The 15,459-nt window shown below is 53.9% G+C and carries 14 protein-coding genes; all 14 read right to left on the minus strand.

Annotation, left to right across the window (positions count from 1 at the left end; translation table 11 throughout):
- Positions 1-143 precede the first annotated feature (143 nt).
- The 14 genes from BAA01_13160 to BAA01_13225 all read right to left on the minus strand — a co-directional run bounded on the left by BAA01_13160 (position 144) and on the right by BAA01_13225 (position 15,320).
- Positions 144-1,220 (minus strand): cell division protein FtsZ, encoded by a 1,077-nt coding sequence (locus BAA01_13160; GenBank protein OUM87749.1) that lies wholly within the window; start codon positions 1,218-1,220, stop codon positions 144-146.
- Between the two features lie 52 nt (positions 1,221-1,272).
- Positions 1,273-2,517, minus strand: coding sequence for a cell division protein FtsA (locus BAA01_13165; GenBank protein OUM87750.1), 1,245 nt, complete (start codon positions 2,515-2,517; stop codon positions 1,273-1,275).
- A 114-nt stretch (positions 2,518-2,631) separates the two neighbouring features.
- On the minus strand, positions 2,632-3,006 hold the full coding sequence (locus tag BAA01_13170; protein ID OUM87751.1) for a small basic protein: 375 nt from the start codon (positions 3,004-3,006) through the stop codon (positions 2,632-2,634).
- A 7-nt stretch (positions 3,007-3,013) separates the two neighbouring features.
- Positions 3,014-3,751 (minus strand): hypothetical protein, encoded by a 738-nt coding sequence (locus BAA01_13175; GenBank protein OUM87752.1) that lies wholly within the window; start codon positions 3,749-3,751, stop codon positions 3,014-3,016.
- Positions 3,752-3,772: 21 nt separating this feature from the next.
- Positions 3,773-4,597, minus strand: a complete 825-nt coding sequence (locus tag BAA01_13180) for a hypothetical protein (GenBank protein OUM87753.1) — start codon at positions 4,595-4,597, stop codon at positions 3,773-3,775.
- Complete coding sequence (locus BAA01_13185; protein ID OUM87754.1) at positions 4,545-5,339, minus strand: hypothetical protein; 795 nt, start codon at positions 5,337-5,339, stop codon at positions 4,545-4,547. The genes BAA01_13180 and BAA01_13185 overlap by 53 nt, the downstream gene beginning before the upstream one ends.
- Positions 5,340-5,469: 130 nt before the next feature.
- Positions 5,470-6,726 (minus strand): UDP-N-acetylglucosamine 1-carboxyvinyltransferase, encoded by a 1,257-nt coding sequence (locus BAA01_13190; protein OUM87755.1) that lies wholly within the window; start codon positions 6,724-6,726, stop codon positions 5,470-5,472.
- A 17-nt stretch (positions 6,727-6,743) separates the two neighbouring features.
- The gene (locus BAA01_13195) at positions 6,744-7,643 is read right to left on the minus strand and encodes a UDP-N-acetylenolpyruvoylglucosamine reductase (protein ID OUM87756.1); all 900 of its coding nucleotides are present in this window, start codon (positions 7,641-7,643) and stop codon (positions 6,744-6,746) included.
- 116 nt (positions 7,644-7,759) lie between these two features.
- Positions 7,760-8,875 (minus strand): undecaprenyldiphospho-muramoylpentapeptide beta-N-acetylglucosaminyltransferase, encoded by a 1,116-nt coding sequence (locus BAA01_13200; GenBank protein OUM87757.1) that lies wholly within the window; start codon positions 8,873-8,875, stop codon positions 7,760-7,762.
- A 70-nt stretch (positions 8,876-8,945) separates the two neighbouring features.
- Positions 8,946-10,061: a stage V sporulation protein E gene (locus BAA01_13205; protein ID OUM87758.1), complete on the minus strand. Its 1,116-nt coding sequence runs from the start codon at positions 10,059-10,061 to the stop codon at positions 8,946-8,948.
- 44 nt (positions 10,062-10,105) lie between these two features.
- Entirely contained in the window at positions 10,106-11,485 is a 1,380-nt protein-coding gene (locus tag BAA01_13210) for a UDP-N-acetylmuramoylalanine--D-glutamate ligase (GenBank protein OUM87759.1), read from the minus strand.
- Positions 11,486-12,448, minus strand: coding sequence for a phospho-N-acetylmuramoyl-pentapeptide-transferase (locus BAA01_13215; GenBank protein OUM87760.1), 963 nt, complete (start codon positions 12,446-12,448; stop codon positions 11,486-11,488).
- Positions 12,448-13,839, minus strand: a complete 1,392-nt coding sequence (locus BAA01_13220) for a hypothetical protein (protein OUM87761.1) — start codon at positions 13,837-13,839, stop codon at positions 12,448-12,450. Before BAA01_13220 ends, BAA01_13215 begins: the two co-directional genes overlap by 1 nt.
- The gene (locus BAA01_13225; GenBank protein OUM87762.1) at positions 13,836-15,320 is read right to left on the minus strand and encodes a UDP-N-acetylmuramoyl-L-alanyl-D-glutamate--2,6-diaminopimelate ligase; all 1,485 of its coding nucleotides are present in this window, start codon (positions 15,318-15,320) and stop codon (positions 13,836-13,838) included. The genes BAA01_13220 and BAA01_13225 overlap by 4 nt, the downstream gene beginning before the upstream one ends.
- Between the last annotated feature and the right edge of the window lie 139 nt (positions 15,321-15,459).

Below are 15,459 nucleotides of genomic sequence, written 5' to 3' on the forward strand. Positions count from 1 at the left end.
CCAACACCATGAGTAAGGCCAGTATAAGCTATCTATATTTTAAAGTCTGTCTGATCTTGACAGTCTGAGGGCACTTTTTTTGACGGATTTTTGTGCATAAAAAAAATCCCGCGCCCTCATCCTGGCGCGGGACCTTATGTTTCTTAACGACGGTTCCGATTGCGCAAAAAGGTGGGAATGTCAAGATTGTCGTTCGAATGAAAGGGACGAAGATCCAACTTGACATCCTCTTTTTCCAGTTTGCTGCTCGGCCGCTTGGGTTCCTGACGGTGTTCAAATCCAGTCGCAATCACGGTGACATAAATCTCGTCTTCCAGATCTTCCTTGATCACAGCACCGAAGATCATGTTCACATCCTGGTCTGCCGCGGATGCGACAATGTCGGCAGCTTCGTTCACCTCATAAAGGCTGAGGTTTGCGCCTCCAGTGATGTTCATCAATACCCCTCGCGCTCCGTCGATCGAAGTTTCCAAGAGGGGGCTGCAGATGGCTTTTTTTGCTGCCTCCGTCGCCCGGTTCTCTCCCGAGGAAACACCGATCCCCATCAGGGCCGACCCCCGTTCCGTCATGATGGTCTTGACATCTGCAAAATCCAGATTGATCAGCCCCGGAACGGCAATCAGATCGGAAATTCCCTGAACGCCCTGGCGGAGCACATTGTCCGCCTCCCGGAACGCCTGCAGCATTGGCGTGTTCTTATCCACAATCTCCAGCAGGCGGTCATTGGGAATCACGATCAGGGTATCCACTTTTTCCTTGAGCATGGCGATGCCGTTCTCCGCCTGCATGGCCCGACGCCGTCCTTCAAAACTAAAGGGACGCGTGACGACACCAACCGTCAGGGCTCCAAGGGACTTGGCCACTTCCGCGATGACGGGAGCTGCACCGGTTCCAGTGCCGCCACCCATGCCGGCCGTGACAAAAACCATGTCAGCCCCTTTCAGAATGTTTTCCAGCATCTCTCGGCTCTCTTCGGCCGCCTTTTTGCCTATTTCCGGGTTGGCGCCTGCCCCAAGACCCCGGGTCAGCTTTTCTCCGATTTGAATTTTATGTTCTGCCTTGGAAAGGTTGAGTGCCTGCGCATCCGTATTTACCGTAATAAATTCGACCCCTTTCACCCCGGCCTCGATCATCCGGTTGACGGCATTGCTCCCGCCGCCGCCGACGCCAATGACTTTTATCTGGGCCAGCGATTGGAAATCCATCTCAAACTCCAGCATCTTTGCGCCTCCCTCTCCTTTGTCGTAATCCCTCTCATTTGTCGCATAAAGATCAGATAAATTCACTCAGCCAATTCTTTACTCTTTCAAAGGGCGACCCCTTTCGAGCCCCCTTCTTCTTGCTGTTCGGTTTGGTCTTGCTCTCCACAGGAACGACCCCGGAAGTCCGGTAATGACGTTTTGCCACGTAAAGGATCATCCCGGCTCCATTCACGTATGCCGGATCCCGGAGGCCAACAAATTGCGGCTGGGCAATCCGCACCGTATTTTTTAAGACAGCTTCCGCCACTTCCCGTAATCCCGGAAGCGATACCACACCCCCGATCAGGACATAGCCGCCTGCCGGCTCCTTTTCCGTGAGCCGTTGAACCTCCTGCCGAATCAGGTAAAAAATTTCTTCAACACGCGGTTCGATGATATGGGCCAGGTCGGTTTGATTGAATTCTTCTTCGGATTGGCTGCCGATGCGCGGAACTTGGAACACCTCCGCATCGCTGGCGGCAGCGATCAGGGCATGTCCATGCGTCAGTTTGATGCGTTCGGCAACCTCCGTCTGCGTGCGCAGTCCGATGGCGATATCGTTGGTAATATACTCCCCGCCGATGGGCAGCACACTGGTCCTGGTCAAACCGCCGTTTTCGAAAACGGCAATATCCGTTGAGCCAGCGCCCAAATCCAGCAGAATCACGCCCAGCTTTTTTTCATCCGCAGAAAGTGCAATCTCTGCTGCGGCCAACGGCATCAACACATATCCGCCGACCTGCAGCCCGGCACGTTCGATACAGCGATGGAGATTATGTAACCAGGTTTTGGAACCCGTGATGATCGTGGCTTCCACTTCCAGACGAACGCCGATCATGCCCCGTGGATCGCGAATATCCCGCAGACCATCGACGATAAATTCATTAGGCACGATGTCAATAATTTCCCGATCCGGCGGCAATGCAATCACCCTGGAAGCTTGCAGGACCCGCTCAATGTCCGCTTCGCCGATTTCCCGGTCTTCGTTCGAGACGGCAACCACGCCATGGCCGGGAAGCAATTCGATGTGATTGCCGGAAATGCCGACATACACCTCATGGATTCGCAGATCCACCATCTGTTCCGCCTGCGCCACGGCCTGCTTAATGGATTCAACCGTCTGGTCAATATCTACAATGGCCCCTTTTTTGATCCCATTTGCTTCGGCCGAACCGACACCGATCACCTGCACTGTATTTGAATGGTACTCGCCGATCATGACACGTATCTTGGATGTACCGATATCCAGCGAGATAATATAATCCAAGCTGTTCAAACAGTGGCACCTCCCTAAAGTCTACCAACCGCCACCCAAAGGTGCGGGAGAAAAACTCCTTCCAGATCTATTTCAACAACACGCGGTGATTTCCTTTTTTTCCAAAACGTTTTTTCATACTATTTTTTTCCTGTCTTTTTCATGGGGCCGCCAATCAGACAAACGGTTGAGCAAGATCCGGCGGATCATCGCAAGATTGTTAAACAGGCGAACGCCAAAGACAAAGATCGCCGCCAAATACAAATCGATCCCAAGCCGTTCGCCCAAAAACGCCAAGCCGGCCGCCAGCAGCGTGTTAGAGAAAAAGCCGCTGGCAAACACGCGGACATCAAACGTGCCCTCCAGGTTGGCCCGCATCCCCCCAAAAACCGTATCCAAAGCGGCAAGCACCGCCACCGCCAGATAGTGGCTCCATGCGGGCGGAATGTGAATATCTGAGCTCAAGCCGAGCAAAATGCCAATCAGCAACCCAGCAAGGGGTAACCACATGGTTTAATCACTCACTCTCTTTCAATCGTTTCATGTATTGAATATTCTGCTTTTCCTGGTAGGGAGGGACAATCACCCTCTCTTTTTTCTCAGGGGTGATTTCCAGCCCGATTTCTCTGAAAACATTGGGAATATCTGACACCTGGAGTGCGGCGAGCAAGGTATCTGCATCGCCGATGATGCGAATCTCAAAAGGGAGAGCGACCGGATGGGTATTGACCTGGATGCTGTTTCCTACTTTCCGGATGGTGGAGTAGACGAGAAGGCGATAGTCATTAATGGAAATGGCTTTGGCCCCATTGCCATACAGTTCGTCAACCAACGCCCGGACATCATTGTCCAGCAGTTTCTGATACACTTCCTGCCTCGCTTGCGAAGCGTTGATTTCCCGCCGATACTGGGGCACATCGATGAGGAGAATCAGGCCAGGACCCTCCATCGTCGTCAAACCGGCCTGGCGCCGGGCTTCTTCCATCTCCCGATACATCACATCACTGATCTCTTCTTCATCATTGCTTGCTCGTTCATACTGGTTTTTCAACATTTGATATTTAAAGATTTCATTGCGCAACTCCTGGTGTTTCCTGCGCTCATCCTGTATCTGGTTCCGCAATGTGAGGATCATGTCCCTGGATTCACCAGTTCCCGGCTCAGCATGGCTTTGAAATTGAATGGCCAGCATCATCCCGGCGATGACCGTGATCAAAAAGATCAACCAATTCGCAAGCCGCTGATTGGATTTCATGTTGCGATGCTCCTTTTTTCCCTATTCTGGGGCGTTCGTTGAAGGAAGTTCACGTTCAGAAGTGGCCTTTTTGAGCAGGTTGGGGGTGACCCGCTCTTCGTTGATCATCGCCGGAAGCTCCAGCTTGTCGGACTTTTTCATATTCACCTCAATGTTCCAGGTTCTCAGGACATCAAGGATGCCTCCCGGAAGATTCATCGCCTTCTCCAGCACATCGGACGGGCCGATCGCCTCAATCCGAAACGGCGGCGCCATCTGCTTCCCGTTGACATAAATGACAGGCCCGATGCACCGCAAAGAAGATACGGGGCCGAGCCGTTGTCCGTTGATCGCGACCGCTTCTGCCCCTGCCAGAAACAGATCATTGACGACGGCACGCAGATCCTCGACATGGACCAGGTAATTGTCCTTTTCTTCCGGGGCCGCCTCTTTTGCTATGGGACTGTCATTCAGGACAATCACCAGACCGGGTCCTGTCACCGGGACCAACGCCGCCATCATCCGCATCTTTTCCAACTCGTCATAAAGCAGCTGAATGTTTCCTTTATGTGTGGAAAGATTTTCTTCCATCTTGGCCGTCTCCGCCTGCAGGAGAGCAAGCTGCTCTTCCATCTTGCGATTCTCATCACGGATGGCCAAAAGCTCCTCCTGAAGCTGCATTTCCGTCTCATTGTCGTATCGGTGCTCTCCCTGCCGCGCCTGTTGTTTTTCGGAAAGCGTCACCTGGTTATATTGAAAAGCCAAAAGCACCCCAAGCAGCAAAAAAACAAACGTCAGGAGAACCTGCCCCTTTTTACTGCTGATCTTTTCTTGGGTTGTGCTCCTTTCCCCTTTCTGCATTTCCATCCGCAATCTCATCCTTTCCAGATAGTTGATACCAGGCCGCTCCATCGAGGTGCAGGACACCGTCCTTCAACTGTTGCTGCCGCAGGTATCTGGCAATTTGCGGATACAAAGGAAGTTGCTTTCCCAGTTCAGAAAGAGTTGTATGTACCTCAAATCCGTCTTTCATGTTCAAGATGACCTGTTCCGTCTCGCTTTTATCGGGATGGGGCTGAATGGAATGAATCTGGGCCAGGATGGATGGAGGCAATTTTTTTAACTCTGTGATCAGTTTGGGCAGAAGTTGGGCATTTTTCCAATCGCGGATAAATGGCTTGTCTTTGAAACTTTCCTGCCAGGTACGATGCTGAAGAACGGCCCCGTTTTCAAGGACCACCAAGGGCCCCTCGGGCGTCTCCCAGTTTCCAATCCGTTGCCATTCCTTGATTTGGATGCGCACCGCATTGGGAAACTTGTACGTCAGCTCAACATGAGCCACTTCCGGCAAGGACTTGATTTGTTTTTCGATCTGTCGCTTGTGCAGCAAGGTTATCGTCGAGGCTTGGTAAAGGCCGCTGGCTTCAACCACTTCTTCCGCTTTCAGCAGTTGGTTGCCGACCACCTCAACGGCCTGTATCCGGGAGATCGGCGATTGGAAGTAAAGAATGCACAACAGGAGAATAAAAAAAAGAATGATGAACAGGATCATCCCTCGATTAGATGTCATTCGGGGTCGCTTCGGCCGATAGGGCAACAATTCATTCATGATCGTTCTTTTAAACTCCTTGAATTATCCTTGTACTCCGTTTCAATGCCAGAGAAACCATAAAAGCACGACACCACAATACGCAAAGAAGCGATGTACATCTATTTTATTATACACCGCTTCTTTTCTTTCAATCTACCGTTTTTCGCGAAATCTTTGCTCCCAACGGCTGCAGCATCTCTTCTATCCGTTCATAACCACGGTCAATGTGATGAATCTGTTGTACCCTGGTGACTCCTTCAGCCACCAGTCCTGCCAGAACCAATGCGGCTCCGGCCCGCAAATCGGAGGCTTCCACCACCGCTCCGGTCAGTTGTTTGACGCCGCGTATGAAAGCTGTGTTCAAGTCCACATAGATCGAGGCGCCCATCCGGTTCAGTTCGTTGACATGCCGAAAACGGGCGTCAAATACCGTTTCCTTGAGAATGCTGACGCCGTCGGCGATGCTTAGAAAGGCCATCATTTGTGCCTGCATGTCGGTCGGGAAACCGGGAAACGGAGAGGTGGTGACTTTCTTGATCGCCTTCGGTCTTCCAGCCCCTTTGACGTATAACGCGTCATTCCCCTCTCTGACCTGGCACCCGGCCTGCTGCAGCAGCTCGATCAGAATCCGCACGTGATCAGGGATGACATTTTCCAGAACCACTTCTCCACAGGTCATGGCGCCAGCCACCATCAACGTGCCGGCAACGATCCGATCCGGCATCACCGTGTATTCAGCCGTTCTAAGCTTTTTGACCCCCTGTATGAAGATGGTATCCGTCCCTGCCCCCCTGATCCTGGCCCCCATCGCATTGAGAAAATTTTGCAAGTCCACGATCTCAGGCTCTTTGGCGGCATGGTGGATCACCGTTTCACCTTCTGCCAGCGCCGCAGCCATCATCAGGTTTTCCGTGGCGCCCACGCTCGGATAATCCAGGTAAATGGTTGTGCCATACAGGCGCGGCGCACGGCAAACCAGACGGCCGTTTTGCTGCCTGATTTCAGCTCCCATCCTTTCCAAACCGTCCAAATGCAGGTCAATGCGGCGTTCCCCAATGGCACATCCTCCAGGCCGGGAAACGGTCACCTCGCCAAACCGCGCCAAGAGCGGTCCCATGAGAAAAATCGAGGAACGCATTTGGCTCATCAGGGATTCCGGCACGACCGATGAGGAGAGCGAGCGCGTATCCAGAATGACGTGCCTGCCTTCCTGTTTGTTACGGATACCCAAAGATTCCAAAATCTGCAACATCGTGGCGATATCTGTCAACTGAGGAAAATCATGCAGAACGTATTCGCCACTGGCCAATACAGAGGCTGCCAGAATCGGCAATGCTGCGTTTTTTGCGCCGTGAACGCGCACCGAACCGCTGAGAGGTGTTCCCCCGTGAATGACAAACTCCAATGTCTCACCCCCGCTCCTCAATCCTCCCCCGCGATCTGCACCTCCGTCTTCAAGCGAACCCCAAATTGTTCGTACACCACTTCCTGGCAATAAGCAATCAACGAAAGTACATCCTTTGCGGTGGCGTTTCCTGTATTTACGATAAAGTTGGCGTGAACATTGGAAATCTTGGCCCCACCCATGGTCGCCCCTTTGAGGCCAGCCGCCTCAATCAAGCGGGCAGCATAATCCCCTTCCGGGTTGCGGAAAACACTGCCTGCGCACGGCATGTTCAATGGTTGGGTGGCAAGCCGTTTCTGACGGTATTTCCGCATCTTTTCCATGATGACGGTGCGATCAAGGGGCTGAAGGTGGAAGATGGCTTCACTGACAATACCCCGTTCCTTTTGCAGGCGGGATGTGCGATAGGCAAACCCCATCTCTTCCCGGGTATAACGCACTTGGCCATCCTCGTACAGCACTGTAACTGCCTCCAACACCCGCGATACATCTGACCCGTGAGCGCCGGCATTCATAAAGACAGCCCCACCCACACTGCCAGGTATCCCACCGGCAAACTCCAAACCGCTCAGGCCTTTCTGTGCCGAAAGGACGGACAGCCGGACCAGGGAGCATCCCCCTTCCGCAATCACCCGATGGCCCTCAAACCGGATCTTGTTGAGCTGGTCAAGAGAGACAACAACCCCTCGAATCCCTCCATCACGAACCAGCAAGTTGGAACCCCGGCCAATCACAAACCAGGGGACAGCCGCCTCGCGAATATACTTCATGGCCTCGGCCAGCTTTGCCTGACTGGTTGGGACGACGTAAATGTCTGCTGGACCGCCCACCTTCCAGGTCGTATGGTTGGCCATCGGTTCCTTTTCCAACACGAGGCCTATCTCCGCTTTTTTCAGTTGCATCGCCAATTCGTGCATGGAACACTTACCTCCTGCCGGTGGTTATTATAGGAGTGCAACGGACAGGTCACACACAAGGTCAGAGGCATCGTGCTGAGTTATAGTATGCGGGAGCGGAAATCTGTGACACCTGCCTACCGCCGGGCGATCTCGATCAGGGTACGGCAGAGCTTTTGACAAGCATCGGGATGTCCCAGTTTTTTCGCCGAACGCCCCATCGCCTGAAGGCGTTCCGGGTGATGAAGCAATCCGGCCAGTTCCTCAAAGAGCAGCTGGGCAGATAGGTCCTTTTCCCGGATCATGACAGAGGCGCCAGAGTCCGTCAGCCAGCGTGCATTTTTCTCCTGGTGATTGTTGGTCACATAGGGCGAGGGAATGAGGATCGACGGCAGCCCCAACGCCGTAATCTCGGACAGCATCGTGGCACCGGCGCGGCTGACAACCAAAATCGCGGCCGCCAGCACTTCAGGCATATTGTCGAGAAACGGAAGGATGGTCAGTTTCTTGCGGACAGAAGGGTTCAGGGACAATTGCTGCTCCGCCTGCCGGCGAATGGTCTCATAATGCACTTCCCCTGTCACATACACAAAATGAACGTCGGGCAAGGCGGCCAGTTGCGGAATCATGGCCAAAAAAGTCTCATTGATCGCTTTGGCCCCACGGCTGCCGCCGACCACCAGAACCAGTCTGGTTCCGGGGGGCAGTGATAAAGAAGCCCATCCTTTCCGGGGATCAGCTTGCACCACCTCAGAGGCTCGTGGATTCCCGGTCAATAAGAGGTTGGCCGACTTGCGAAAATGTCGCTCCGTTTCGGCAAAACTGAGCGCAATGAGATCGGCATACCGCGACAAAAAGCGGTTGGTCAAGCCTGGTACCACATTTTGTTCATGAATGGCGATCGGGATCTTCAACCGGTGGGCTGCGTACAAGACCGGGCCAGCCACATATCCACCTGTTCCGAGTACCACATCAGGACGGAACGAACGCAAAAGACGCTTCGCATCACGCACACCCCGCACGAAGCGCTGGATGGTTTGCAGATTATATAGACTGAGTGAACGTTTGAACCCTTGAACATCAATTGTTTCGAAGGGCAAGCCCGCCTTTTTGACAATGGCGTTCTCCAAGCCCTTTTCCGTTCCGATGTACAGGATTTGATTCTCGGGAGATTGCCGCAGCCATTCTTGCGCCACTGCCAGGGCAGGGTAGACATGTCCACCCGTCCCGCCCCCGGATAAGACCAGCTTCATCACAACATCACACCTTTACCCTTCCACCCGGCAAGCGATTTTTCTCTGAACAGCCGCGTTAAAAAAGCCATTACTTGCGGATTGGAAAAGGCTGCGCATGCCGGGAAATATTCAAGAGAAGTCCGACCGCCGTCAACACAATCGTCAAGGAAGAACCGCCGTAACTCAAGAATGGCAGTGTAATTCCGGTCACAGGAAAAAGACCGGTCACGACGCCGATGTTGATCACCACCTGAATCATGATCATCGAAATGATCCCAATCGCCACCAAGCTCCCGAAAAAATCGGGCGCATACATCGCCACGCGAATCCCCCGCCAGGCTAAAACGGCAAACAACAGGAGAACCAGCGCTCCGCCAATAAAACCGAGTTCTTCGGCCAGGATGGAGAAAATGAAATCGGTTTGCGGCTCTGGCAGATAGCCAAATTTTTGAATGCTCTTCCCCAGACCCAGTCCCATCAGTCCGCCTGGGCCAATCGCATAAAGCGATTGAAGCAGCTGATAGCCTGAACCGAGCGGATCCTGCCACGGGTCCAGAAAGGCGATGATCCGTTGCATGCGATATGGCGCCGCAGCAATTAAGGCGATAAAGGCAGCAACGCCCAAAACCGCCAGTCCGCCAAGATGCGCGAGCCGGCTTCCGGCAGCAAACAGGATCACCACGGTTGTCCCCATCAAGACCGTCCCCGTGCCCAGATCGGGCTGCATCATCACCAAAGCAAAAGCCAATCCCGACAAGAGCAATGCGGGAACCATGCCGCGAAAAAAACTGGGAATCCATTCCGGTCTATCCGACAACATCTTGGCCAGGAACAGGATCAGGCCCAGCTTGACAAACTCCGCCGGCTGAATGCTAAAGGCTCCCACCCCCAGCCAGCTTCGCGCTCCTCCGCGAACCAGGCCAACCCCAGGAACCAAAACCACAAGAAGCAGCAAGAAACAAATCAACAAAAGCCAGCCGGCCCAGCGCTTCCAGACCCAGTAATCGATGTTCATCATCGTATACATGGCCGCGACCCCTAAAATCGCAAACAATAATTGTCGCTTGACGTAATAAAAAGAGTCGCCAAACTGGTATTCCGACAAGATGGCGCTGGAACTGTACACCATGATCACGCCGATAGCCAGAAGGCCCAATACGCTGGCCATTAACAAAAAATCAGGTGCTTTTTTGCGGCCTGCCATGATCCCCACCCCGCTTTCACAGACATGTCCCGCCTGGGAAACTACTAGAGCTTATGCACGGCTTGTTTGAAGATATTCCCGCGTTCTTCAAAGGAACGGTACATATCCCAACTTGCGCATGCCGGTGAAAGCAGCACCACGTCGCCCGGAGGGGTGATCACGGCTGCCAAATCGACCGCTTCCTCAACACTGCCAACCGTTGAACAAAGACTGACACCTGCCCGCCGGCACATCTCAATGATCCGCTCCGAGGTTTCTCCATAAGCGATGACCCTTTTGACATGTTTTTGCACAATCGGGATCATCTCATCAAAGGAATGGCCGCGATCCAATCCGCCTGCAATCCAGGTAATCCCTTCCTTGAAAGAACGCAAAGCGGTGATGGCCGCGGTGGTATTGGTCGCCTTTGAATCGTTGTAATAGGCGACACCGTTCACCTTCCGGACAAATTCCAACCGGTGTTCAACGCCTGTAAAGGTGCTTGCGACGCGTCGAACAGCCTCAACCGGCAGCCCGTAAGCCACAGCGGCACAAGAGGCGGCCAGCAGATTTTCGAGGTTATGATCCCCTTTCAGCGCCACGTCACTCCGGGAAAACAGGCGCCTGCGTTGTCCGTCGGGCGGCTGCCAATAAACCTCCCCGTCTTCCAAATACACGCCGGGTGAGACCGCAGATCGGATGCTGAACCACCAAATTTGGGCGCCAATTTCCGGCGCCAGACGAACACTGACCTCCTGATCGGCGTTCAATACAGCCACATCATCCGCCCTTTGATTGGCAAACAACTTCAACTTGGCACGCGTGTATTCTTCCAGCGTCCCGTGATAATCCAAGTGAGCGGGATAAATATTGGTCAAAACAGCGACATCAGGCCGAAAATCCAGCGTCCCCAGCAATTGGAAACTGCTCAGTTCCACCACCAGCGTCTCGTCTGGCCGGGAATGAAACGCAACTTCGGACATCACCATCCCGATATTTCCCACAACATGAGCCTTTCGTTCCGCTTGACGAAACATCTCGCCAATCAACGAAGTGGTTGTGGTTTTCCCGTTCGAACCGGTGATGCCGATCATCGGCGAAACCGTCCACTGCCATCCCAGCTCTACTTCGGTGATGACAGGAATCTGATACTTTATCGCCTGCTGGATTGGAAGAATCCGGTACGGGATGCCCGGATTTTTGACCACCAAATCGACGCCCGGATCGATCAAATCGTCAGGATGGCCGCCCCACCGACAAACGATTCCCCGCTCTTCCAACTTCCGCTTGGCTTCCGGCGGAATTTGCCAGGCCTCTTGCCGGTCATTCACCGTCACTTGTGCGCCCAGTTCCCAAAGCAGGCAGGCGGCGGCCAGTCCGCTTTTGGCCAGTCCAATGACAACCACCCTTTTGCCGCGAAACCAGCTTCGACCATAACGCCGCATCTATACCAACACTCCCAGATAAAGGCCAACTCCTGCAAAGACAAAACTGATCAACCAGAAAGTGACCACCACCCGCCACTCCGACCATCCGGATAATTCAAAGTGGTGATGGATCGGGCTCATCTTGAACACCCGCTTTTTGCGCGTCTTGTATGAAATCACCTGGATGATGACGGATAAGGCCTCAATCACAAACACCCCGCCGATGACGATCAACAGCAACTCCGTCTTCGTCATGATCGCAATGGCTGCCAAGGCGCCACCAATGGCCAGCGAACCTGTATCCCCCATAAAGACTTTGGCGGGATGGGCGTTAAACACGAGGAAGCCCAAAACCGCACCCATCATCGCACAACTGAACAAGGCGATCTCCGGCTTCATGTAGACCCAGGCAATGATCCCATAGGTGGCAAAAGCGATGCCAGCCGTACCTGCCAGCAACCCGTCCAATCCATCGGTCAGGTTGACCGCATTGGTCGTCGCAAGGTTAATCAGGACCAGCAGCAGAAAGTAGGACCAGCCCAGATTGATTTCCCACTGCGTGCCGGGGACAGAAACGGTAAACGGATGATCCATCCTTTGCAGCAGCAAATACATGGATAAAGCCAGAAGCAACTGCAAAAAAAGTTTTTGCGTTGCGGTCAGGCCCAAATTACGCTTCATCACTACCTTGATAAAATCGTCCAAAAAACCTATCAGTCCGTAACCCAGCATGGATAACAATAACAGGCTGAGTGTGGGCGTAAAATCGGCAAAGAGAAACGTGGCCAGTACCGCCGGCAGCATGATCATCAGCCCGCCCATGGTCGGCGTGCCTGCTTTTTTCTGATGCCCCTTTGGCCCGTCTTCCCGTATGTATTGGCCAAATTTCAGCCGCCGCAGGAGCGGGATCATCAAGGGCGAAAGGAAAACTGCCAGCATGAATGCCGCAAAGACGGTCAAAATTAAGGGTCTAATTTCCATCAGGTATCCCCTCGCAACATGTCGATGATCTTCTCCATGCGCATCCCGCGTGAGGCCTTTACCAAAAGCAGCGTTCCCGGCTTCGCCCATTTCCTTAACGCCTGAACGGCCGCGCCTAGATCAGCAAATTGAAAAACCCGCGAACCAGGGAACCCCAGCCGAAGCGCTTCATCAGCTATCCAGCGGGCACGGGAGCCGTACACCACGAGGGCATCCAACCAATCGGGCGACAAATGCTCAGCCAGTTGGCGGTGAAGCCGCTCTTCCTGCTCACCCAATTCCAGAATGTCCCCGAGCAAAGCCACCTTGGCGGAACAACCATCCAATTCCCGCAACAGTTCAAGCGCTGCCCGCATGGATGTTGGACTGGCGTTGTAGGCGTCCATCAGGATATGCATGCCATTGGGCCCTTCCTGCACCTCCATGCGCATCCCGCTCAGTTCGGCGGACGACAGCCCCTGCGCGATGGCCTCTTCGGCAAGGCCCAATTGCAAACCGCAGAGCACCGCCGCCAATGCATTCATGATCATATGGCGCCCGATCACCGGTACCGTCAGCATCTTCCGCGTACGGTTCGTGGTAAAGCGCGTTTGCCGAAGGCCTTCCCGTTCGATAAACAGGGGGTAAAGGTCGTTGTCGGAGCGAAAACCGAAACGAAGGATGGAACCAGGGTACGGAATCTTGTCCAATAGCGGTTCATCGCCATTGACGAGCAACACGCCGGCCGCATCCATCCCCTCGATGATCTCCATTTTGGCCGCTGCAATCCCCTCGCGTGAACCGAGATACTGCAGGTGCGCATCGCCAATATTGGTAATAATACCGATGTCGGGCCGGGCCAGACGGGAAAGCAGGGCGATTTCCCCAGGATGGTTCATTCCCATTTCCACGACGGCCACTTCTGTCTCTTCCTGCAACTCCAACAGCGTCATCGGCAGCCCGATGTGATTGTTCAGGTTTCCCTTTGTCTTGTGCACTTTGTAGCCTTGCGAAAGGACGGCAGAAACGAGGTCTTTGGTCGTCGTCTTGCCATTGCTTCCCGTCACGGCGACCACTTTGACGGCCAGCTCCCGCCGGTAACATGCTGCCATCCGTTGCAGCGCAGTCAAGGGATCATCCACCAAGATCAGCGGCAGGGCGGTCCCCGGCGTCAGTTCCGGCGGAAGCGGCCGATCTTTGGGGTACAAGCAGGCAACCGCTCCCTTGGCCAAAGCCTCCGGCACAAATTGGCAGCCGTCAAAGCGTTCGCCCTGCAATGGGACAAACAAGTTTCCCGGAACAACCTGACGGCTGTCTGTCGCCACGCCGTTACACATCCTCGACAAATCCTCACTGCTTCCCAGCCAAGATCCGTCCACCATCTTGAGAACATGCTGTATCTGCCGTTTCATAACATCTCTCCCGACTTGCTTCGCTCACGAAGCGCCTCTCTGGCCACTTCCCGATCATCAAAAGGCAGCATCTGCTGGCCGATGATCTGGTATGTTTCATGACCCTTCCCTGCAATCAGGACGGTATCGCCAGGCCTGGCTCGCCGGATGGCTTCAAAAATCGCTTCCCGGCGATCCGCCACCCGGAGCCAACGCTGAGGTTCTTCCTGCACGCCGGCCTCCATCTCATCCAAGATGTTCTCAGGATCTTCGGAGCGGGGATTATCTGAAGTAAAAATGGCCAAATCGCTGTAGTCAACCGCCACACGGGCCATTTGCGGGCGTTTGCCGCGATCGCGATCGCCGCCACATCCGACGACACATAGCACGCGCCCCTTGGCAAAGCCGCGAATCGCCTTCAGCACGTTCTCCAGGCTGTCCGGCGTATGGGCATAATCGACGATCACATGCACATCCTGACCCTCTTCAATCCGTTCAAAACGCCCCGGGACGCCAGGCATCTGCTCAAGGCTGTCCCGGATTTGATGGAGCTCCAATCCTTCCAGCATCGCTGCCGCAAGAGCGGCCAAGGCATTGTACACATTAAAGAGCCCCACCATCTTCAGGTGCAGCCGAACGCTTCCCCGGTAGGTATTTACATCCACGGTCGTCCCTTCGGGGCGCAAATCGATTCCCACCGCTTGGACATCGGACTCATGGTGGATGCCGTAGGTAATGACCGGATGGGCCGTCACGCGGGCCAACCGAAGAGCGGACGGATCATCGGCATTCAGCACAGCATACTGGCGCATCTTCCCATAACTGTTTCCAAGGCCGGAAAACAATAGTGATTTGGCAAACCAATACTGTTCCATGCTCTCATGAAAATCCAGATGATCCTGGGTCAGATTGGTAAATACGGCCGTACGAAAAAGGCTTCCCCGAACACGCCCCAATTCCAGCGCATGCGATGAGACCTCCATGATCACATACTCCGTCCCCAAATCGGCCATTTGACGGAACATGGACTGCAATTCCAGCACATCCGGGGTCGTGTTGCGAGACGGAAGCCACTGCTCACCCACCTTATGCCGGATCGTGCCGACAAGACCGGTTTTGTAGCCGGCATCGGCAAAAATTTTCTCTAAAAGATAGGTAATCGTCGTCTTTCCGTTGGTGCCCGTCACTCCGATCAACTTCATCTCTTGCGTCGGAAGGCCAAAAAAATGGCTGGCCACGATGGCCATCGCACGCCGGGCATCTCGGACGCGGACTTGGGGAACGGCGATTGGCAGAAACCGCTCTACGAGCAGGGCCACTGCACCTCGCTCAACGGCTTGAGCAGCAAAATCGTGGCCATCCACGGTATACCCGGGCAAGCAGATGAACAAATCTCCCGGGACCACCTTCCGCGAATCGGCTTGGATTCCGGAAAAGGTCGTCGTCGCCTGGCCACGGATGTCTGCTGTCACCAGCAGTTCCTGTACATCTGAAAGCTGCATGAGCGATGCCCCCTTATCCTCATTATAAACCTCCCGGCCCTCTTTCTAATCAACATATCGAGAAAGATTCACTTTATACCAAATATAAAATCATCAAGAAAGAATCCCACAAGCCAACGGCATTGTGGGAAGCAACCGT

This window comes from Bacillus thermozeamaize (assembly GCA_002159075.1).
Classification (GTDB): domain Bacteria; phylum Bacillota; class Bacilli; order ZCTH02-B2; family ZCTH02-B2; genus Bacillus_BB; species Bacillus_BB thermozeamaize.